Origin of the sequence: Streptomyces sp. NPDC006335, assembly GCF_040612795.1 — a bacterium.
Taxonomy (GTDB): domain Bacteria; phylum Actinomycetota; class Actinomycetes; order Streptomycetales; family Streptomycetaceae; genus Streptomyces.
Window position 1 is genome coordinate 93,699 of the sequence record NZ_JBEXQX010000018.1, and the last position, 21,449, is coordinate 115,147.

General features: G+C 67.6%; 19 protein-coding genes. 4 read left to right on the plus strand and 15 right to left on the minus strand.

The genetic code is table 11. The annotated features are described in order from the left end of the window. Positions 1 to 138 precede the first annotated feature (138 nt). From ABZ098_RS35935 to ABZ098_RS35950, 4 genes are all read left to right on the plus strand, one after another. Positions 139 to 5,688, plus strand: a complete 5,550-nt coding sequence (locus tag ABZ098_RS35935; protein ID WP_356597938.1) for a hypothetical protein — start codon at positions 139 to 141, stop codon at positions 5,686 to 5,688. Between the two features lie 67 nt (positions 5,689 to 5,755). Then, positions 5,756 to 7,426 (plus strand): hypothetical protein, encoded by a 1,671-nt coding sequence (locus ABZ098_RS35940; protein WP_356597939.1) that lies wholly within the window; start codon positions 5,756 to 5,758, stop codon positions 7,424 to 7,426. A 41-nt stretch (positions 7,427 to 7,467) separates the two neighbouring features. After that, positions 7,468 to 7,833, plus strand: coding sequence for a hypothetical protein (locus ABZ098_RS35945; RefSeq protein ID WP_356597940.1), 366 nt, complete (start codon positions 7,468 to 7,470; stop codon positions 7,831 to 7,833). 133 nt (positions 7,834 to 7,966) lie between these two features. Next, positions 7,967 to 8,332, plus strand: coding sequence for an HU family DNA-binding protein (locus ABZ098_RS35950; protein WP_356597941.1), 366 nt, complete (start codon positions 7,967 to 7,969; stop codon positions 8,330 to 8,332). Between the two features lie 349 nt (positions 8,333 to 8,681). On the opposite strand, the gene ABZ098_RS35955 is transcribed toward ABZ098_RS35950, so the two are convergent. The 15 genes from ABZ098_RS35955 to ABZ098_RS36025 form a co-directional block, all read right to left on the minus strand. After that, positions 8,682 to 9,878 (minus strand): hypothetical protein, encoded by a 1,197-nt coding sequence (locus tag ABZ098_RS35955; RefSeq protein ID WP_356597942.1) that lies wholly within the window; start codon positions 9,876 to 9,878, stop codon positions 8,682 to 8,684. A gap of 78 nt (positions 9,879 to 9,956) precedes the next feature. After that, positions 9,957 to 10,466, minus strand: a complete 510-nt coding sequence (locus ABZ098_RS35960; protein ID WP_356597943.1) for a hypothetical protein — start codon at positions 10,464 to 10,466, stop codon at positions 9,957 to 9,959. Further along, positions 10,456 to 10,848, minus strand: coding sequence for a hypothetical protein (locus tag ABZ098_RS35965; RefSeq protein ID WP_356597944.1), 393 nt, complete (start codon positions 10,846 to 10,848; stop codon positions 10,456 to 10,458). Before ABZ098_RS35965 ends, ABZ098_RS35960 begins: the two co-directional genes overlap by 11 nt. A gap of 231 nt (positions 10,849 to 11,079) precedes the next feature. Beyond that, complete coding sequence (locus ABZ098_RS35970; protein WP_356597945.1) at positions 11,080 to 11,430, minus strand: hypothetical protein; 351 nt, start codon at positions 11,428 to 11,430, stop codon at positions 11,080 to 11,082. Further along, the gene (locus tag ABZ098_RS35975; RefSeq protein ID WP_356597946.1) at positions 11,427 to 11,939 is read right to left on the minus strand and encodes a hypothetical protein; all 513 of its coding nucleotides are present in this window, start codon (positions 11,937 to 11,939) and stop codon (positions 11,427 to 11,429) included. The genes ABZ098_RS35970 and ABZ098_RS35975 overlap by 4 nt, the downstream gene beginning before the upstream one ends. A gap of 586 nt (positions 11,940 to 12,525) precedes the next feature. Next, a complete protein-coding gene (locus ABZ098_RS35980) occupies positions 12,526 to 13,152 on the minus strand; it encodes a hypothetical protein (RefSeq protein WP_356597947.1) in 627 nt (208 codons plus the stop codon). 235 nt (positions 13,153 to 13,387) lie between these two features. Further along, the gene (locus ABZ098_RS35985; protein ID WP_356597948.1) at positions 13,388 to 13,696 is read right to left on the minus strand and encodes a hypothetical protein; all 309 of its coding nucleotides are present in this window, start codon (positions 13,694 to 13,696) and stop codon (positions 13,388 to 13,390) included. Further along, complete coding sequence (locus ABZ098_RS35990; protein ID WP_356597949.1) at positions 13,689 to 14,399, minus strand: hypothetical protein; 711 nt, start codon at positions 14,397 to 14,399, stop codon at positions 13,689 to 13,691. Before ABZ098_RS35990 ends, ABZ098_RS35985 begins: the two co-directional genes overlap by 8 nt. 365 nt (positions 14,400 to 14,764) lie before the next feature. Then, positions 14,765 to 15,217, minus strand: coding sequence for a helix-turn-helix transcriptional regulator (locus tag ABZ098_RS35995; RefSeq protein WP_356597950.1), 453 nt, complete (start codon positions 15,215 to 15,217; stop codon positions 14,765 to 14,767). 670 nt (positions 15,218 to 15,887) lie between these two features. Beyond that, positions 15,888 to 17,354: a hypothetical protein gene (locus ABZ098_RS36000; RefSeq protein WP_356597951.1), complete on the minus strand. Its 1,467-nt coding sequence runs from the start codon at positions 17,352 to 17,354 to the stop codon at positions 15,888 to 15,890. Positions 17,355 to 17,869: 515 nt separating this feature from the next. Further along, the gene (locus ABZ098_RS36005) at positions 17,870 to 18,958 is read right to left on the minus strand and encodes a LacI family DNA-binding transcriptional regulator (protein WP_356597952.1); all 1,089 of its coding nucleotides are present in this window, start codon (positions 18,956 to 18,958) and stop codon (positions 17,870 to 17,872) included. Positions 18,959 to 19,103: 145 nt separating this feature from the next. Further along, the gene (locus tag ABZ098_RS36010; protein WP_356597953.1) at positions 19,104 to 19,466 is read right to left on the minus strand and encodes an HNH endonuclease signature motif containing protein; all 363 of its coding nucleotides are present in this window, start codon (positions 19,464 to 19,466) and stop codon (positions 19,104 to 19,106) included. Between the two features lie 5 nt (positions 19,467 to 19,471). After that, positions 19,472 to 19,642 (minus strand): hypothetical protein, encoded by a 171-nt coding sequence (locus ABZ098_RS36015; RefSeq protein ID WP_356597954.1) that lies wholly within the window; start codon positions 19,640 to 19,642, stop codon positions 19,472 to 19,474. Between the two features lie 94 nt (positions 19,643 to 19,736). Beyond that, complete coding sequence (locus ABZ098_RS36020; RefSeq protein WP_356597955.1) at positions 19,737 to 20,762, minus strand: AAA family ATPase; 1,026 nt, start codon at positions 20,760 to 20,762, stop codon at positions 19,737 to 19,739. A gap of 502 nt (positions 20,763 to 21,264) precedes the next feature. Next, positions 21,265 to 21,411, minus strand: coding sequence for a hypothetical protein (locus tag ABZ098_RS36025; protein ID WP_356597956.1), 147 nt, complete (start codon positions 21,409 to 21,411; stop codon positions 21,265 to 21,267). Positions 21,412 to 21,449: the final 38 nt, after the last annotated feature.

Genomic DNA, 21,449 nt, shown 5'->3' on the forward strand with positions numbered 1-21,449 from the left:
GTGCCGAGGTCGCCTCTCGACTAGGAGGGGGCGCCTCGGCACTGGCCTTTCCAAATGACCCCTCACTCCTTTTGATAGGCGAGGTAGGCTCTATACACGCTTATGTAATCCCGAGCATCCACAGGAAGCTGATTGGCCATGAAGAAGGCACACGGGCTGCGCAAGTACTTCTACGAGTACCTCTACTACAAGGCAGTAGAGCAGGCCCGGGATCAGACCGGACAGGTCATTCCGATCTCTCAGGCCAAGGTGATCCGCGCCCGGGTCGACGAGATCCTCGGCCAGCGGGGCACTGCTCTGGCCGACCCGCGGCTGGGCGTCACGGACTGCCTCACCACCATCGACCAGGCATTCGCGGAGAAGGTGTCCGGCTACGAGCCGCAGTTCGGTGACCATTCCCCGCAGAACGAGCGCTACCAGCAGTCGCAGCGGGAGTTCACCCGCGCCACCGGCGTCGGTGCCCAGGCCGACCCGAAGTCGGCTCGACTGCCGATCAGCCCATACGCCCCCGACTGGACGGAACGCGCGACGGTGAAGCGCGCCGGGACGGCACTGGTGTACCTGCCGGACGAGACAATCGGACGTGTTGCCGACGGCGAGGTGGCGACCCTGGCCGATCCCCGGCGCGGGAACATGGTGCTCTGGCGCATCGACGACGAGGGCAAGCCCTTCGAAGCCGGCCGAGCGATGACGAACGATGACGCCGCTGGGCTCACCGCGCTGATGGACAAGATGAGCCAGCAAGAGTACGACCAGGTCCGCGAGTGGGTCATCGACGGCGGCCGGGATCCCCAGACGAACCGTGTCGACCGCAACCGCTTCATGTCCCAGCGCGCCGTGGCACGCTCGGCAGCACTGCTCGAAGAGCTGAAGGCCCAGGGCGTGTCCTACGAGGTGATGCGCGACCGGCAGCCGGGGCAGATCAAGGCGAAGATCGCCGGGACCGGCATGGAGATCCGTCTCACCGACACGCGCCAGGAGGAGTACGCCGGAGCCCGGATCTATGACAACGGCACCGTGCTGCGCTACTCGACGAACTACCGGGTCCCCGGTGGCATGGCGGTCTACTCCCCCTCGCCGGCGGAGGCAGTTCAGCTGCTGCGCTTCGCCCAGGGCCACCGCATCGAGCGCTCGGATCTGCCGGGGCACGCCGCAGGCGAGATCGGCACGACCCACCAGGAGCGCGGCCGTGGCCGCACGCTGATGGATGTACCCGACAGCTACCACGTCGACCGGGAGTCGATGTTCGTGGTCGGCGACTACGTGGCCCCCGGCGAGTCCGGTCCGCGGCCCGGGTCGAAGGTGATGCTGCGCCGGGACGCGAAGAACCGCTCCCTGCCGACCTTCTTCGTCGACGCCGAGCCTGCTGAGGCCTACGCGAAGAGCGCCGTCGAGAGCGCGCGGGAGAATCTGCAGGCAGCTCTTGGCGTCGAAGACCTGATCGCTCGTGCTGCGGCTGAGCTGAAGCGAACGGGCGGAAATCTGGATGCGATCGAGCCGCCGGAGTACTCGGCTGACCCCGAGGTCGCTGCGATCCAGCGCTCCTACTGGGACGTGCTCACCGGCGCCCACAGCGATCTGCTGCGCCCGGGCGCGACCGAGGAGATGTACCAGGAACGACTGGAAGAGATCGGCGAGCTGCAGGCCGAGGAGGTGCCCGAGATGGGCAACCTCGTCTACGGCGGAACCGCCGTAGAGAAAGTCCGGCAGCACGCCGAGGACGTCCCCTTCGAACTCATCGGAACCTGGGAGGCGGAGCCTCACGACGTCGACGGCGAGTGGGTCGATCAGCGCTTCAACCCGGACCGAGTGGCGCGGTACATGACCAGCCCCACCGGACAGTGGTCGAACCTCGACAATCTCGCCTCGGCGCTGCGTCGTTGCGAGATCTCCCCCGACGAGATGATGGGCTCGACCTTCCAGACGACCCGGTTCAAAGACCGGCTCGTCCGTTTCAACGCCCAGCGCTCCATGCCGATCACCGAGCACGAATCTGCGTTCATGCGGCGCATCGGGGTCACCGTGCGCGAGAGCATCGAGCGCAACGCGGCGACGGTCTCCGAGATCCTGGTCGACGAGCAGGGCGTCATCCGCTGGAGCGGCGAGAAGCTGCGCCGTGACGGCAAGGGAACTCCGATCTCGGGTGAGATCGGCCAGGTCTTCGATGTCGGCAAGTACGGCGAGATCACCACCGCCTTCGCCAGCGGGGAGAACGCTCTGGTCGTGCCGGGCTACGAGGCCACGATCACGGCCCAGACTCCGGGCGAAACTCCGACCTCGGTCGAGGAACGCACGCGCCTTCGCGGCTACGAGCAGCTCATGCACGAGCGCATCCAGTACCAGATCGCCGGCGACCTCATCGCCGGGCGCAGCGAGACCGGCGAGGCCTCCTCGCTCAACACCGTCTACTCGCAGCTGTACAGCACGAAGCACCCGATCGACTTCATCGAGCGCGCCACCACGTACCAGCTCGACGAGTCCACCGGCGAGATCAAGGAGCACCTGGACGAGTGGACGGCCGCGATCCTGCAGACCGAGGCACGCCGCGTGCGCTACTCCAACGAGATCAAGGCCGGCTCGACGATCTACGCCGAGTACCGGGCCCAACGCGACCGAACTGACCCGGCGGACGACAACGTTTTCGACCCCTGGCGGCTCACCGGCGGGCGGAACATGACGGTGCTCACCGGCAAGGACCGGAACAACGTCGCTGCGCCCAGCGGCTACTTCGACCCTGTGATGACCGGAGGTGCGACCAACCAGGGCATCGTGCGGTACCTGACCACTCAGGCCCAGGTCGACGCCGACGGCCGGATCGTGCCGAGCGACGAGAGCGTGGCCGGACAGCGCGCGCCGCTCATGGCTCTCCCCGAGCTCGAGACTCTGCGGTATGACCCGTTCGACCGACAGCAGATGACAGCCTCGACGATCATGCAGTCTTCTGAGGTCACCGCGCCGGCGAAGACGGCGCTGATGACCTTCGGCGGCTGGACGGCTGATGACCCGATCGTGGTGTCGAGGGAGTTCGCCGAGCGCCACCGCATCCGCGGGGCCGGTGGCCAGGAGCGCGATCTCGTCGTGGGTGACAAGATCTCGGATCTGCACGGCAACAAGGGCGTGATCTCGATGATCGTCGACCGGGACATGCCGCCGCAGGACGCGCAGGAACAGGATGTCGTCGAAGAGGTGAACTGGTTCCGGGCCAACCCGGGCCTGGACGTGGTGATGAGCCCGTTCAGCCTGATCTCCCGGCGCAACGCGGGCTCGGCGCGCGAGCTGATGAGCGGGAACGTCTCCGACCTGCACTCCCCCAACGGAGAACTGCGGCCGAGTGCCCTGGGCGAGATGCGCTTCGTGGTCACCCACATGGCCGTCGATGAGAAGACGAAGATCTACGACGACGAGCAGGTGCGTGCTGGCAAGGGCCGCAGGGCCTCCTCACAGCTGGCCTGGGCGCTGCAGTCTCAGGACTGCCCAGCGATCATGCGCGAGTTCTACGGCCACAACAGCGGGGCCGAGTCGAACCTGCGCGAGTACCTGCTGGTGACCGGCATGGACATGGAGGCTGACGGCACCCTGCGGGTTGTCGGCCACGCCGAGGGCGTCGACGATCGCCCCGAGCGCCGATTCATCCCGATGCCCGAGTTGCTGCGTACTCAGCCGCGCAAGGAGGGCCAGCTCCCGGGACTGAACACCACGGCGATGCGCAAGTCCTTCGGCGGTCTCATCGGCGACCGCGGCGGTGACATGGAGATCCCGTTCCCGCTCACCTATCCGACTGGCGAGCAGACCGAGATGGTGAGCGCGAGCTCGTGGAAACTGCCGGTGATGTCCTCGCATCTGCGCAGTGGCCAGGAGTTCGAGGACGGGACCTCCGTCACGCACGACTACACCCGCAGCTACCAGGACGTCTTCGTCGAGGCCTGCCGCTACCGCTACATGACCGATCATCTGAACGGCCAGGGTCTGTCTGCGGAGAAGCGTGCCGAGGTGCGTCGTGGCATGAGCGAGTCGGTCTCGCGCGCTCAGCGCGCCTTCGAGGCGATCACGACCGACGTGCAGAACCGGGTACTCACGGGCAAGAACAACATCTTCAAGACCGGGCTGATGACCTCGCGGCTGACCGACTCGGCGACGATGGTGTGGACTGCGGACCCGCGACTGGACGTCGACCAGGTTGCGCTCAGCTCGGTCAAGGCCGAGCAGTTGGGGCTGGCCGAGGGCGACCACGCGCTGGTGTGGCGTGACCCGGTGCTCCGTGACGCCGGCGTGCGTTACATGCGAGTAGCGATCGACGACCGGCTCACCGGTGCCGCGATCAACCCCGTGATGGACGCCTGCTTCGACGGCGACTTCGACGGTGATGCGGTCGCCGTGGTGAAGCTGCACAGCGAGGCCGCCAAGGCCGAAGCCCTGGCGAAGCTCTCGGTGCCGACCAACCTGGTGGACACCGGCGTGGTCAAGAGCGACGGCTCGCACCCGCTGGCCATGCAGGTCTCGCTGGACACCCAGGTCGCGCTTTCCAAAGACGCCGGACTGGCTGAGAAGTTGGAGAGTACTCGGAGCGCGGCGAACCGGCTCCGGCTGCAGGCACTCACGGGCGCAAAGTCCCCTGAGGACATCAAGCTCGGCCAGCGGGTCGTGACGGAGGAGCTGAGCGCGCTGTACCGCCAGGCGCAGCGTGGCGAATTCGGCGCGGCACTGACGTTCTCGGACCGCGAGGCGCACCTGCAGAGCGTGCGCGAGGTCTGTGTCGAGACCGGTGCCAAGGGCAGCGAGAAGAAGCTCGCCGACTACGCCCGGAACCTGGGTGATGCACAGGGTAAGCCCGGCATCACGCAGGACGACCAAGAAGCCTCAATGTTCGCCACGGCGATCAAGGCCCACGGCACTGGCCTGGGCGGCTCGTTCAGTCAGCGCGCCGTGCGTGCCCTGCGCGGCGAAGACCTCAAGGCTGTCCTGGAGGTCACCTACCCGGTGACTCAGTCGATCCTGCAGGCCAAGCACGACGCCGCCGAGGCCCGGCACAAGTACGCGATGCTCCAGGGCCCCGGCCGCGAGCTCTGGAGGGGCCGCCGCATCGAACACGCCGGCCCCGGCCAGTGGCGCACGGCGTTCCTCGAGGGTGAGCCGATCCAGGCCACGGCCGAGGAGTGGCAGAAGCAGTTTATCGAGTTCTACGAGTCCAAAGAGGGCTTCGGTGTCACGGTCAACCCGGACTACGTTTCCCGTGTGGCCAGTGCGCTGGAGGACCCGAAGACCGGGCTCATCCGCAACCTCGAAGAGGACCCGTCGCTGCGCGGCACCGTGATGGACCGGATGGCCTACGGCGGTGGCTTCGAGGCGCTCGTGCAGGCGGCCAAGAACCGCGAGAGCGTCTACGACGGCGAGAAGAACGAGCAGTTCGCTTCCTCGGGGACCCGGAAGGCCCGGGCGGAGATGTCCCGGCAGCTCGATCAGCTGGGCTCCTTTGAAGCGCACAGCCATGACAACGCTGCGATCGCCGTCGACGACTCGGTGGTCAAGCGCGACGTGATTTCTCAGGACGCGGGGACCTCCCGAACCCGCGGCTCGCACCGTCGCTCTACGCATGCCGTGGGCGTGGGCACGTCGCGCCCCGTCTACACGCCGAGCATCGAGATCGATCAGCCGCATGGCAATGACGACGACCACGGGATTGGGTACTGAGATGCCACAGTCCAAGGAATTGGGAACGGGCCGTGCGGGCCGTCGGCGCGCGACCAAGGAGCTTCCGGTGGACGAGGGTCGGCAGCGGGCCGATGAGCCTCAGGGCACTGCGTACACCTACCGGGACTCGCCCTCGGACGAGCCGATCGACGCCGAGGTGATCGATGAGCCGGGATCGGAGGACGACGGCTCGCACGCCTGGCGCGAGCGGCTCCGGGACCGCGCCCGCGGGTTCTTCGGCGTGAAGACCCAGGCTCGGATGGCCGACCGCGAGCGCGTGCACTGGATCGACGTCGACCGGGCCGAGGACGAGGCCGAGGGCCTGGGCCAGCGCGAGCAGCTACTCAAACTCCGGGCGGAGACGCGGCTGGCCGGCGAGAAGTACATGGCCTCGCTGCGGGACTCGAAGCTGCTGGTGCCCGGCTTCAACGACGAGGAGCGGACGCAGGAGCTCGGCGTCATGCACCACGTCTACATGCAGATGATGATGCAGTCGTGTCTCAAGCCGCTCTCGCGCGGGGTGAATGCCAACTCGGTCGTCCAGGCCGTCGGCATGGTGATGGCGATGCGGATGCTTGCCCCGGACTTCAAGAAAGAAATGGGCAGCTACCTCCGGCCCTTCAAGGGCAAGATCCAGGAGCGCATCGATATCCGGACCCGCGGTATGGTCGCCTCCGCTGAGAGCGACATCGCGCACCGGCAGAGGATCTTCAAGGACGTGCCGAGCAGCGCCCGGCGCGAGCGCCTCATCGGCAGCACGGATCCGCGTGACCACCTGACGAAGAAGTGGCGCAAGCGCTTCGACGCCATGCGACACCGTGAGCGCGGTCACCGGGAGATGTTCACTCCGGACTCGGCGGCCATGACCGAGGTCGCGCTCATGGAGAACGCCTTCTGGAAAATGCGTGAGCCGGGCGCGGACGCTGGCCTGATCCGCGACAGCTACCAGGCGATGCGCAAGCGGCTGCGCGAGCAGATGAGTGAAGACGGCCTGGAGCGTCAGGAGGTCGTCCACCGCGCGCGGATGATCATCGGCGAGCGGATGGAGTATGAGCCCGAGCTGCGCACGATGTTCAACGGCGTGGCCCACGGCCGGATCGTCAAGGCCCCTGCGCATGAGGAGCGGATCGCGGGCTCGGACCGGCTTCGCACGGTCTGGAGTGGTGAGTTCGACGACCAGCTGGGCCAGCGTCTGCCTGAGGACGGGATGTTCACGCTGCGCCGGCTCATGGACGCGGACACCCACCAGGTCCATCTCGCCGAGACGATGAAGACCTCGATGCTCGACGCGCTGGGCCGCGGCGACCAAGAGGGCTACGGGGGCAACATGCTCGGCTACCTGGTCGGCTTCGCGGCACAGAGGCAGGGTCTGGACACCGGTGGGCTCCCCGACATGCTCCAGCACCGCCTGGACCAGTCCGAGGTGATGATCGCGAGTATGGACATCGACGGCCTGCCGCCCGAGGAGCAGCGGCGGGTCTACTCCAACGCCTACGTCGACGCGATGGAGGCAGTGAACGAGAAGTACCCAGATCTCGAGGCCGAGTTGAAGCGAAGCTTTGGGGAGAACTGGCAGCAGACGCTGCAGACGGCGGTCGACGATCCGGGTGCCTTCTTCGAGGAGCGGCGGCTCAAGCCGCGGTCGCGCCCTGCGGGCCCGTCGCCTGAGCGGGAGGCCGGCCCGCAGAACGAGAGCCCGAACGCTGAGACCGATTCTGAGGACTGCCAGCCCGCCTGAGGGCGATCCGAGAACACGAACAAGGAGCAGGAAGAAGGGCCATGAGCCAGGAACAGGATGAGGGGCAGCAGGTCAGGTTCGGATCGCGTTTCGCGCGGATGTTCGGCTACGTCACCCCGGAGGACAGGAGCCGATGGGAGCAGATGCGGGCCCAGAACAAGCCGAACGTCAGCGCGACCAAGCAGGGCACGAAGGCAGTGCTGGGCTCGTTGATGGAGTTCGGGGAGCGCAATATCGGCGCGAAGCTCGACGCCGCCCACCGTGTGGCGGCGCAGCAGCGGTTCGAGGAGTCCCACGACAAGGTCGTGAACCAGCGCCGCGATCCGAGCACGCGGAACATCATCGAGTCGGTCGACTACGAGCCCAAGGACAACCGGGAGGAGATCGAGCCGGATCTGGAGCTCTAGCCGAATGGGTCACGACAAACTTAGATAGCGCCATTTGATAAGCCCATCCCTCCTTCCGGACTCACGACGGCCTCCGATAGACTGGTTTATAAGCGAAACTGCGGCATGAAGGACGACAGGACAGGGCGTGGGTATGGAGACGACGACGAATCCGCGTGTCAGTAAGCGCGAGTTCATCTCTCGGGTCGCGATGCGCAGCAAGTTGCCGGTCCGGGTGGTGAACAAGGTGTACGAGTCGTTGCTCGGCGAGCTCACGGGCGCGGTCAGCTGTGGGGAGACGGTCGTACTCACGAGCTTCGGTCGGTTCTACCGCCAGGATCACAAGGGCCACAAGGTGCGCTTCGGCAAGAGCGACATCGACGACTACGTGGTGCTGAAGTTCTCCGCGTCGAGCAGCTTCAACCGTCGATTGGGGGGCAATGCGGATGAGATCTCACCGGAGACCTGCGGGATGATCAAGAACGCTATGGAGGATCGTGAGCTGCGAGCCGCGTCGTAAGCAACGAGGAGCCAGCAGAAAAAGAGAGCCCCCGCGATGCACGAGCATCGCGGGGGCTCTTTTGTGGCGGGGCGACCCCAGTTGAGAGGCTTAGTCGTCGTCGATCGCGAGGATCAGAATGAGCACAATGTGCCGGACGACGAGCACGCCCGCCGTGAGCGCGAGTGTCTGTTGCCGCCTGCGCTGACCGAGGTGCTCCAGCGGCCCTGAGCCTCGTTCGTCGACCTGAACAAGGTCTGCGTCCTGGACGCCGCATTTCTTCCGGGGCAGAACGATCAGACGATCATGGGACGGCTGGCGACGGACACGCCGAATCGGTCCCCACAGTGCGCGGGCAACCCGGCGGCCGTCACGCTGCCGAGAGCGCTGCCAGCTCCTGCAACAGCCAATCTAGGTCGATGATGGACTCGGGCGGGACCTGCTCATGCCGGCTCAGGTGGCGGGCAGCGGTATCGGCCAGCCGCTGCGCCCGCGTCAGCCCTCGGTGGATCCAGCGCACCTTCAGAGCCAGTAGCTCGGCGTCGCTGAACGGTGCGGTCAGAGCAGCGAGCAGGGTGCCGTACCGGGCGGGTCGGCCGGTCTCGATGTACCGGCGCAGGTGAACACTGGTGTCGCGCGAGTCGGTGTAGAACGCCTGCATGCTCTGCCCGGTCACCTGCCCGTAGGCATGGGCGGCCAGGACAGCCGCCAGTTCGCCGTCGACGATCTCCGGCTCCTGCGGAATGACCATTACTCGCGTAGTGGCCTCCTGCACACCCTCGCTGGAGGCAAGGACAAATGCCACTGCCGCACCGTCGTACTTCCGGGAGCGGCCCCAGTCTGTAACCCACCCCAGCTCACCGATGTCCGCCGCCGTCGGCAGCGCAGGGCGGGAGGCGACCCCCGTGGCAACCCGACGGATCGCATCCTCAAGCGAGACGAACGCCCGTGCAGGTGTACTCGCAGAGACCTTGCGGAACATGTCGCGCATCCCCTGCCGGTTCCTCACTTCAATCGAGGCGGAGCCCAGCCGGGCGAGGTACGGGGCCACATACGGGCGCAGTGAGGCTGCCAGCGCCACCACGCTGCGCGCCTCGACAAGTGACCGAATCAGCGCAGCCACGCTGAACGGCGCAATGAGGAACACCTGATCGTCCGGCTCGACGGCGGCCAGTGCGACGCACAGGGCGGCTACCGCGCACTCGTCGGCGCCCACGCCCTGCTCGCTGATCCGCATGGGTGTGCGGCCACCGCCCCCCGCGTGTCCCCAGTCGTTGCCGACCGCTCGGTACCGCAGCCGCAGTACGACGACTCGCGGCGCGCCGCTCGATGCCGAACGCCACACCTTCAGCACCTGGCGGATCGTGACCCTGCCTCCCACTCCGTCGATATCTTTCAGCTGGCCGGCCCCGGGCGATGCTCCAGCCACCTGCTCCGTCTCGGCCGCAGCGTCGCCGAGCGCTGGCGACTTCGCCGCGGGCGCTCTTGAACACGGTCCCGAGTCGTACTGGGAATCGGCATCAGGGGCAACAGCCCGTGCCGCCGCCTCGTAGTCGTACATCGTCATCAACTCGCCCTCATCTAGTTGCCATTGCACCCATTCCACGAGAAGCCCTCAATGATGAACAGAGTCGTCGACTAAAGGTCACTCGAAGAGGAAGTGGGGCTCATCCACGGGCGGAGAGTCGAAGCTGTTGACCGAGCGCTCGGGGGATCGCGAGGGATCCGCGGTCGGTTCGCGCTGCGCGGCCAGATCGGCGAGGGTGACGCCCACGGGTCGGCCTAAACGCTGGCCCGCAACTCGGTACACCTTGCTGTCCTGCCGAGCGGCAATCGCGACGATCTCGCGGCGGGTGATCCCGTCGGAGCGCCTTGGCCGGATGTCCCGGGAAACGATCCGCAAAGGGGGCTTCTCGTAGGGATCGGCTCCCACGTAGGTCGTGTCGCAGTCTGAGAGATCTGCGAAATGCGGGTTGTAGTCGAGCGGCTTCGTCGGATGGCGACGCCCGTTCAGCCGGTGCAGCATCACGATGGTCGCTTCCAGCAGGGCCTCCTCCTTCCCGTGCGGATGCTTGAGGGCTCGCTCGTTGAGCTGTTGGAGGTCGGCGCGAGCGCCAGGGCTCAGATGGACCCTGATGCGCAGGCTATGCCTCATCGTCGAGCACCTTGCGGATCATGGTCTGCGCAGGCCCTCCGAGCTCATCACCGAGTTCTTCGAGGGTCATGCCAGGATCGCCAGAAGCATCCGAGGCCTGGATACGACGAGAAAGCTCGGCCTGGAAGGCGCGCTTCTCGTGCACCTCAGCCGCATGGTCGTACTTCATGAGGCGCACGAGGGCGGCGAAGGGGATGACGGCCGCTTCGGGCTTGTTGTTGTCGCCGAAGATCAGCGGAGCGATCTCGCCGCGGCGGTAGAGGATCAGCAGCGTGCGGAGGTCCTCGTACTTGAGCTGGTTCGTCGGGACGACGTTGACGGAGAACTTCGGGAGCTCGGTGTCGGGAGTGTGGTTGTCGTGAGCGTTACTGTTGTGAGTCATAGCCTCAGTCTAATCATTCTAGAATAGATCCCTATCGACTCACATACGACCGCGTTCACCGAGTCGACAAGTGAATCGAATGGTGGATTACTCCGTCTCCCAGAGGTGGGACGGGCAAGACAAAGAGGAGTCCCGTACTCCAGCCCCGCACGGTGCGGAGCGGGGCACGGGCCTTGATGGATGAACGGTCGCGACTTCAGAAGGGGACGCGCCGCTGACACGTGGTGGGGGTCAGGGGGTGGCGTGCCGGGTGATTGCGGCGCGGATCGCGGTGATCAGGCGGGCGGTGTCCTCGGCAAGGTCCGGGATCCCGGCGGGATAGAACGCGTCATCGGGGAGGTCACCGGAGTAGCCGTCGGGGTAGCAGACGGCGTGCCATCCGGCGTGCTCTGCGGGCGGGTAGGCGAGTTCGCTCTCGTGGGCGCCGCTGGCGGTCACCTGGATGACTCCCCCGCCGGTGCCGAAAGAGAGCTCGACGTAGTCGCTAGCCCTGTCGCCGTCCTCGACGGCGGTCCATCCGGCGGCGTGCAGGGCGTTGAGCAGGTAGGCGCCCGCGGAGGAGGCGGGGTCGGTAACGGTCATGATGTCCTACCTTCGTCGGTGACCCAGCTGGTGAGGGAGTAAGGGAGGCTGGGGCTGATCGTGTGATTGGCTGGATCGGCCGCTACGTACAGGACCGTGGCGATGGCCGTGTGCCCAATGTCGTTCCAGTCGCTGATGCAGGCGGCGCAGGTGGCGCGGCGGGGGTCACGAACAGTGATGCCCGGCGTGGCGCAGCGGGTGGTGTCGTGTACGCCGTCGACGCAGACGTCGCCGGTCTCCGGGATGACGTCATCGGGGTCGAGGTGGGCGGGCAGGTGATACGGCTCGGTCGGCAGCGGCGGAGCAGCGCGGACGACGGCGGTGAGCTGTTCGAGGCGGTTGAGCAGGTCCTGCTGCGTGCCGTGCAGGGCAATGCCGTTGCTGCGGTTCCACAGGGCGACGGCCATTTCACCGTCACTGACAAGATCGCCGCCGATGCTAGTGCCGGGGTAGAGGAGATCAATGGGGTTGTCGCTGGCGACACGCACGAATTCGAGACGGCTGGACATAGCGGATGCTCTCCTAGCGAGCGGTCGGATATAGCCCGCGGACCGGTCCACGCCGGCGCTGGGCGGGCCGCGGGTCAGGGCTGGCAACGGGGCACCGCCCCCGCCACACGGTGATGGCGCGACGAACGATGGAAGCGTCTGCGCACAAGCGGGCAGGCAGATGAGGGGCCAGGTAATAACCGGGCGGTCGTGGGCGGTTACTCGGCCGGGGCGGACGGCTACTGCTGGATCGCCGCCCAGTCGATTCGGTGCCGGTCAGGGCAGTTCCCGCTTGGCGACGCCCCAGACGGGCAGGGCCTGACTGCCGTGCTTGTGAGCGACGGTGTAGGTGGCGCGGCTGCCGTGGGAGTCGGGCGGGTCGCGAACGACTGCGAGGATGTGGCCGGTGACGTGGGCGGCGTATCCGGCAACGCACAGGGTCGTCCTGAACAGGGGGCCGGTGCTGCCTAGCGGGTATCCGGGTGGAGCAGGCTGGTTCCGCGGAGCCAGCGGCCGGGTCGTAGTGGCAGGGACGGGTGCGGGGCCGGTGTGGGCCGGGACAAGGCCGCCTGTAACCCATCCAGACACGCGGACAAGGCGCCTTCGGTCACGACGAGCTGCTTCGGGTGGCGTTGGATGGTTGTACGCCCTTCAGCACGGCAAGTTCCCGCTGTACCGCGATCAACTTGGCCAGGTACTCGGTGGCCTGCGCCTTCCAGTCCGCTGGCGCGTCCGGGAGGACCCGGCCGGTCATGAAGCGGTCCCAGCCTTCCAGCGCGTACTCCAGGTCCCGGATACGAGCCCGCAGCCCGTCCGGGTCACGGTCCTGCCGTAGTTCGGCCACCTCGCCCTTGAGACGCTGTACGTCGCCGGCAGTACGCAGCTTCTGGCGTTCCTTGCCCTTGTCGAAGCCGCGGCCAAAGGCGGCACGGCGTTCCTCGCGGGGGCACTCCTGGATCCACGGCGCCAGGTGCGCGGCCGCGTCCCGGTGTTCCTGGGCGCGTTCGGGGTCTTCCTGCTCGAGCTCGGTCAGGGGCCGGTAGTCGTACTGGCGGGCCAGTTGGTCGGCCAGGCGCTCCAGTTGGGACGGCAGGGTGATGTCGTCCTCGGTGGAATGACCTGTGGCAGAGGCGATCCTGTCTGCCTTCTGCTGGAGGGACTCCGGAGGCCGCTCGGCGTTGACCGGGTCGTCCGGCAGGCTGTCCAGCAATTCCTGCCTCCTCTGTTCATCCATCACGGCTCCTCCACGCTGTCATTGATGCGTTCGATCGAGAGACCGGGCAGTTGGGGGATCTCGGTGAACGTGGTTGATCGGCCGGAGTTGAAGCGGATCCCTGCTCCCGCGGCCGGGAAGGGACGAGCCCGATGCGGCGGGGCGGGGTCTCTGCCCGCAGCTCATGCCGTGTACGGCGTCCCGGTGGTCGTGAGCGCATTCATGGCTGGTGTCCCTCCGTATCGAGGCTGGTGCTTCAGTCGGCTCCCGGAGCAGGGCCAGGGAACTCGCGCACGACGGAGACCAGGAGCGGCACGAGGGTGTCGAACGGGTCACCTGCCTGCTGTTTCCCGTGCGGAGAGGCACTGTGGAAAAGAGCAACAGGGTCCTCCGGCAGGGTTCCGGACTCGCCGCACTTGGGGCACGCCCAGGTCCAGCCGACGACGGGAGCGTGGACGATCTGGCCGTCCCGGATGATCCAGTCGAAGCGGTCGGCCAGCCTGTGCTCGTCGGAGACGACGAAATCGGCGTCGAACAGCTCGTCGGGCACGGTGAGTTCAGGCATCGGTGGGCTCCTCTCGGCTGGTAGCGGGCCCAGGCAGCGCCGGGGCATCGAAGGACGAGGCTTCGATGGAGGGCTCGGTCCCCGTCAGCCGGACGACCTCCAGGGCGTGGGCCTCGATATCGGCGCGGGCTTGAGCGACGACCTGCTCGCCGGCCTCCACGAGTGAGTCGACGGTGAACTGGGCGTTGCTGCCCGCACCGGCGACGGCGTTCTCCAGTGCGTTGAGTGCTTCCTTGGTGGCTCTCACTCCCTTCTTCTCGTGGACCGCCTCGTGCAATGCCGCCGTGGCGGCCTTGACGCGGGCGTACATCCGGTCGGTGACCTCGCGAACCTCTCGCAGGTTCTCGGCGGTGCGGGGCTGATGAGGGATCTCAGGCACGGAGGCGTTGTGCTCGGTACGCCGGATGGTCACCGGTACGCCGCTGCCGAGCCCTATGGAGGACACGAGCGAGCCCCACTGCGCGAGACTCATCTCGATCTCCACAAGCTGCCGGCCCGGATGGACCCAGTCGTGGTTGAGGTCGCGATTGCGCGTGGCCTCGTGGACGGAGAGCGAGATGGTCGCATTGTGGAGCAGGTCTGACTGGAACAGCGAACGACCCGAGCCACTTCTTCGCGTCACGACCGCGACGCCGAAGGCGGGGTGGATCTCACCACCGTGCTCCGCGTCAATCGCGGGGTCCTGGGTTGGACGGAGGCTCATGCCGGCACCACCTCAGAGGTCTCAGTCTGCTGGGCCTGGCGCTCGGTGGTCCCGCCCAGAAAGTCTGAGTTGACCTGGGCGTAGGGGTTGGTCGGTTTGGTCATGGCGGGTGTAATGCGCTTTCTCTGACGTACGGGGGATGTTGTGGATATGGCGGCGAGCGCGACGGCATGACGAAGCCGGGCCCCCGTGGAACGGCGACCCCGGTTTGTCGTGCGGGGCTTCAGCTGACAAGCACGTTTACTAGCCGCCGCACCATGCCCGCCAGCGCAGGGGCTGGGTACTCGTCGCCGCACCGCCGGATTTCGACGAAGTGGACCGGGCGCCCGGTGCTGGCTACGTGCGCCAGGTGCGGGAGAGGCTCGTCAACAGTCGTCATCCAGGGGCTTCAGAACGTCGGCCGCCGTGATGTCGCCCCGGATCAGCAGGAGGGCGACAGCGTGGGCCCGGTCGTGCGTGCCGGTCTTCTTGTAGATGCGCCCCAAGTGGGTCTTGATCGTCTCTTCGGAGAGGAACAAGTCCGCGCCCGTCTTCGCGTTGGACATGCCGCGCGCCACACGGACGATGACCTGCTTCTCGCGGCCGGTGAGCGGGTGCGTCAGCGAGGGCGGGAGGATCCCCCGGTCGCGCAGATGACCGAGATTGCCCCGGTGGAACGCCGCCTCCAGGTGGGGCATGACGGCCCGCAGGTAGGTGGCGACCACGTTGCGCTGCGACAACCAGGCCGCCCGCGTCTTCTCTGTGGCATCGGCCAGGTCGTGAGTCAGTTCCTCGCGCCAGGTCAGGAGGCGCGTCTCGGTGGGTTGGGCTGAGGACATGTCAGCGCTCCTTGCGCTTATGGATCTTCGAGAATTGCTGGCCGCGCGTGGGCATCGGGTCGGCCAGGGGTTGGGCCGCCTCGGAGCGCCAGTTGGGACAAGGCCTGTCGTCTGGTGGGTAATGGGCTGGCTGTCCCGGGTACGGTCGACTGTCGGCGCCGCGCGGGCTCCTGCTCGTCGGTGTCGTTCCAGCCGGTCGCACAGAGGCTCTGTACTCGGCCCACGGGTACGGTGCCCGGCCAGCCGAAGTGGTGCTCTGCGGGCGGCGGGGCCGCTGAAGGCCGGGGGCCGGGGGCGTAGTCGGGGGGGCGCTCACCACAGCACCTCGTCGACTCCGCGGTCGTTGACCGAGGCGCCGGGGTTGTCGCCGTGCGCGGCTGCCGCTCGAACGTCGGCGGCCCTTCCAGCTTCCACCACAAGGTACCGAGCGTCACGGGCTGGCCCGCCTCGGCGAGGGCCTTGAGGGCGCGAGTGATGCGCGGTTCGAAGCGCGCAACGCCTTCGGCTTCAGGAACCGAGTCGACCAGCGCCTGCGCTCACGCTGTGCGACCACTCGTCGCAGTCGACGGGAGGCGCACCCCTGCTAGTCGGTATCCGGCGGCGGGGCAGCGGCGCGACAACTGGTGCGCGTGCCGATGTGTGGCCGGAATCCGGGCGCGCCTCAGTCGGGCTAGACGGGGGCCGAGGCCGGCTTCACGCTTCCTCGGCGTCCCAAGCCGTATGCGATGCGGAACGGATCGGGCATGTCCCAGGACCCATCGGTCCTGGGGTGCACAACGCCAGCGGCAGTGAGCTCTTTGAGGAGGTCGTGGTAGCGGGCCAGGTGCCGCATGCCGCCGGGGTACGGGTCCGCCGAGCGGGAGCCGAGACGGCGGAGACGGTCTGGCAGGCCCGCGTGGTCCCACTGGGCGATGACCTGGTCGGATTCGATCGGCAGCTGCTGCCCGGCCAGCGGAGCGAGTGCCGCCCGCACCCACGGCATGGCCTTCTCGACCTCTGCAGCGCGCGCACGCGCTCCCTCCGGCACACCCCGACGGATGTCCCGATGGTGAAGGGCGCGCGGGTGGTCGGGGTGATCGTCCAAGGCGTGGCGCACGGCCTGCCTCAGCGCGATGAGGAACGGGCGCGGGCTGAGTCCGCCGACGCCGTCCTGGAGATACGTGAGCATGAACCGGTACGTGGAACCCTTGCGGGCGGTCGCGCCCATGTACGGGTCCGCGATCACGGTGAAGAGGCGTTCCTGCGCGGCGGAATCGGAAGTCAGTTGCTCGGGGGCGCTGAAGCGGCCGTCGGGGGTGAGCCTCCAGCCCGGGGTCAGAGAACGGAAGGCGACGGCACCTTCGCTGGGGTGGTTCGCCAGGAGCTGGAAGAACAGCCCGTAGAGGCGCGTCCCGGTCACCTGGCCCCAGTGGTCCGACGTGCTCCAGTTCAAGTCGGTCGTACGCAGCGCACGTCGGGCCTCCGACGTAAGCGCCCACAGGGCCGCGTCGAGGGTGTCGGGGCGTAGGAAGACCTTCGCCCTTACGCGCGGGCCGAGGCGAGCCAGGTCGGCAGCGAGCTGGAGAACTCCGGAGACAAGTCGGTCCGTAATGCGCTGATCGGGGTGGATATGGTCCAGGCTGTCGAAGACAACCAGATGACTGCGGCCTTGCGAGTTCAGGTCGGCCACGGCCTGGCGCAGGGCGTCGGGGTTACGCAGCAACCACTGCGCGCGGTCGCGCCAGCTGGGCAGGGATGTGAGGTCGCAGACGCCCAGGGCGGTCAGGGCGACAGCGGTCCACATTGTCACGGGGCGGATCCCTTCGCCGAGCAGTGCCTCCAGCTCCGGCGCGGCCGGATAGCCGTCGCTGTCTCCTGCGGCCCCAGGGGCGGAGGCCACCCGGATATCCTCCAGGCGCGGCATTTTCAAGTCATAGGCGGCTGCCGCACGCAGGTCAGGATCGGTCAGGACTCGGGCCCACAACGTCTTGCCGACTCCGGGACCACCGCGGACCACGCTGCTGTCGATGAACAGCGCGGGGCGGCAGTCGGGCGTGTAGAGCATGGAGGCCGGCAGTGTGGCGGCGTCGCGGGTCAGCGCTGTGGTGAGTGCGTCATGTATGAGCGTACGCAACTGGCCGGAGGTAGGGAGCGTCATCACAGGGTCGTCCTTCCAGGAGGAACGTGCGGCGCGCGGCTGCGTGCGGTGCGGGGGCCGGGGGGCCGGGGGCTCGACCGCGCGTCGAGTGGGCGTGCGGAAGCATCCCTTCCGGCCTGGACACTGCCCCCGGGCTGGACCAAGCCGTACAAGCAGCACCTCCCCTTGCCACGTCGAAGGGCAAGAGGAAGGCCGCGCAAGAGGCTTAGCCCGCCCGGCAGGAGTCCGGCGGCAGGGGTAGGTGCGCTGGCGGCCTCAGTGCCCTGCCAACGGACGTGGCTCAGTGGTGTGAGGTGCGCAGCAGCAGGGCGATGGCTCCTTCGGGTGAGGCGTAGTCACGCACGGACCACCTTCGAATGTCCAGCGGCCGTCCGGGCCCTGGCCGACGTGCACCGGCCCCGCACCCCTGGCAGATGCCGGGGAGTCGGGGCCGGTGGAGGGACGGGGTCAATCGGGTAGCAGTCCGCGGGCCACCGCACTCGCAGGCCTTGAGCCCGTCGGTAACCGCCCGTGCCCTACCCCTCCTCCGGGGACCGCGGTGAGCTGACCGTCGTGCGTGGGGCCCGCCGCTGGGAGGAGGTGCGCACGATCAGCTCCGTCGGTATCACCTGCTCGACCGGTTGGTCCGATTCGACCCCTTCGATGGCGTCGATGAGGAGCTGGATCACGGCCGTGCCGATGCGCCGGGGCTTGAGGGAGAGCGTGGTGACGGGCGGCTCGGTGTTGGCGTACACGGTGGACTCGCTGCAGCAGACGATCAGCAGGTCGTCCGGGACGCGCAGTCCGTAGCGGCGGGCGGCGGCCAGCAGGTCGGTGCCGTTCGGGTCGAACAGGCCGTAGACGGCGTCCGGCCGGTCCGGGCGGGCGAGCAGCCGGTCGGCGGCGACGGCGCCCGCGCACGGATCGTGCGCCGGGTAGGCCTCGTAGACCGGGTCCTGGCCCACCCGCTCGCACCAGCGCAGATACGCGGTGGTCGACAGGTGGGTGTAGGTGTCCGTCGTGGTCCCGGTCAGCAGGCCGATGCGGCGGGCGCCGGCGTCGGCGAGATGGTCGAGGATGCCGAGGACGGCGGCCTCGTGGTCGTTGTCGACCCAGGCGGTGACCGGGAGCGCGCCGGCCGGGCGGCCGTCGGAGACCACCGGCAGGCCCTGCCGGACCAGTTCGCTGACGACCGGGTCCTGGTCGGAGGGGTCGATGACCACCGTGCCGTCCAGGGCGACGTTCGACCACACGTCGTGGCGGGAGGTCGCCGGCAGGATGACGAGGGCGTAGCCGCGGGCGAGCGCGGCCGAGGTGGCGGCCCGCGCCATCTCGGCGAAGTACGCGAACTCGGTGAAGGTGAAAGGTTCATCCCCGTACGTCGTCACGGTCAGGCCGATGAGTCCCGACTTGCCCGTACGGAGGGTTCTGGCCGCGGCCGAGGGCCGGTAGCCCAGTCGGTCGGCGACCTCCCTGACATGGCGGCGGGTGGCGTCCGGGAGTCTGCCCTTGCCGTTCAGGGCGTCGGAGACGGTCGTGATGGAGACTCCGGCGGCGGCGGCCACGTCTCTGATGCCCGCCCGGCCCGGCCGACTGCCTCGACGTGAGGTTTCCGCGCGGCTCACCGGGTGCTTCCCTGCGTGCGGGTCGTCCGCAGAGCGCTATCGTCGGTGGTCGGCCACGGTGGGGACCTTCTCGATGACCGCCCGGAGGCCGACGCGGAGATCTTGATCCAGGCCATGAGTTTGCTCCAGATGTGTGTCGGGGTGGTCAATACTTCTTGCGCCGGCGCGCGAGACGCCAGCGGTAGAGGGGGCTGGGCCCGCGGTTGGACTTCCGCCGGTTGTGCGGGCGGCAGAGCAACTGGCCGTTCCGCAGTTCAGTCGGCCCGCCACGGCTCCAGGGGTGTATGTGATCGGCCTCGGTCCCCGGTGCCGGGCACCGGAACCAGAGAGGCGGCTTGTGCTCGCACCGGCCGTGGGCCTGGCGGATGAGCTGCTGTTTCTGGGACCAGCTGAAAAGCCGGGTGGGGTCCCGCCAGCGCCGCTTACAGCCAACGCCGATGGCGAGGCACAGGATGCCGAGCGCAGAAACGGCCAGGCAGGCGAGCAGCACGGTCGGATCTGGCTGCATGGCGCTCAGTGCGGGGCGTTGCCGAAGGAGATCGGCTCACGCCTGGTTGCCCAGAACAGATCCTCGGAGTCGATGACCGTGACGAGACGGGCCTTGCCGAGGAAGGGGTTGGCCCTTCGGTGTTCCCGATGCTCTGCACCGGGGTCGGGCTCGGAGATGATGCAGTACTTGGGCATGGTCGAACTGCTTTCTGTACGGGAACGCGTGAGCCGGACATCGAACCGCCGAGGAGACCGGAGTGGCTCCTCGGTGCTTCGTATGGGGGCGCCCTCAGAAATCGATGGAGTAGTTCGGGGGACGGCGCAGAATCACCGCGGCGGCACGCAGCTCCTTCTGGCCGTCGGACGATCTGTCGTCCTCGTCACGGATGTCGGTGAGCGTGAAGGCACCATCTGGAAGCTGGTAGCCGTCCTCGGACGGGACGGCGTCGCGCATGCGGAACTGCAGCCCGGTGCCGCTGTCCCAGTCGTTAATGGTCTGCAGGCTGCCGCTGTTGAACAGATCGACACGGCCATCGAAGACGTCGGTGTCGCCGTTCTTCCAGGTGATGTGAGCCTCGATCCGCGAGCCGGCGTGCTCACTGCGCTTGATGTTCAGGTCACCGATCACCCCAGCGAACGACTCACCCAGGCGCAGCTCGAACGCGATCGCCCGCAGGTGGTCGAAATTGATGTCGTACTTCCGGGAGAAGTCGACGATCTCAGCCACCTGCTCCTCGGCCACTCCGGGCACCTGGTCGCGCAGGTAGGTGGCCACCGTCTCGGGCTCGGGGTAGGCGAAGCGCATGTGGTAGTGGAAGCGGCCGGGTCGGTTGAGCATGTAGTCATTGACGCGGTGCAGCTCGTTGACCGACAGCACGTAGAGGCGCTTCGTCGTACTCAGCCCGTCGAACAGACTCAGGAACTGGTTCTGCGACTCGTCGTCCTCGTTGGAAAAGATCTTCTCGAACTCGTCGAAGACGACGACGACTTCGCCCAGCTCGTCGAGGAAGGCGGCCAGCCCCGGCGTGTCGTGCTGCACGAGCACGGTGGGCAGGTGGTGCTCCTCGCGCATCCGCTCGGCGAGCAGGCGGAGCATAAGACTCTTACCCATACCCTTGTCGCCGGAGAGGATGACGCCGAGCGAACGGTCCATGGCGGAGTAGCCGGTGACGATCCGCTGTACACGGGAGGCGTGTCTGCCGTAGACGGTCTCTTCGACGGATGCCAGCGGCTCCGTCTGGCGCAGGCTGTAGCCGGTCGTCTGAGAGAAGGCGATCGTGTAGGTGGCCACGGGCAGATCGGCGAAGGTCTGCACGGAGTCCCCGTAGAGGCGGAACTCCCCGCCAGAGGCGACGATCGTGGATGCGGGCATGAAGACTTCTCGCTTTCGCGGGAGTATGTGGGTGGAGAAGGCGGCGGGGCAGCGACACGCAGCGGATCGGAAGCACGCCGCCGGTCCCGGTAGACGCCCTCGTTCTCAGTGAGCGCGGGCTTGGTGAGGGTGACGGTGTCGACATGCGGAGCGTTGGGACAAGCGCGGCCAGGTGCTGCTCGCGGGGACCAACTTCCGTGCTCTGTCGGGGTGGTGAAGCTGCTGCGCGCTGTGCGCGCGGTCGGTCTGCTCCACACGGGCGCTCAGGCGGACGGCAGTACGGCGGACGTCGGTGACGGCGTCGCGCAGGACCTCCTCCAGAGCCTGTCTCATGCTGTAGCCGTCGCGCGCGTTCGCGACGGCGCAGGCCGTGCCCGCATCGACGCCTTCCAGCGTCACCGTGCTGGTGAGACGGACGTCGTTAGCGGCGGGGGCGGGCTGTGCGTCAGCTCTCCGGAACGGTCTGCGGCACCGCGGGGTTGGCGCTGACGAACTGGAGGAACCAGTCGGGTACCTGGCCCAGCTCGGCGTGGTAGTGGGTCCAGATTTCCCGGACGGGGCGACGGTCCAGGCTCTCGTCTGGCAGGATCACGTGGCCCGTCACCTCGATGCTGTTCCAGCGGGGCGCGA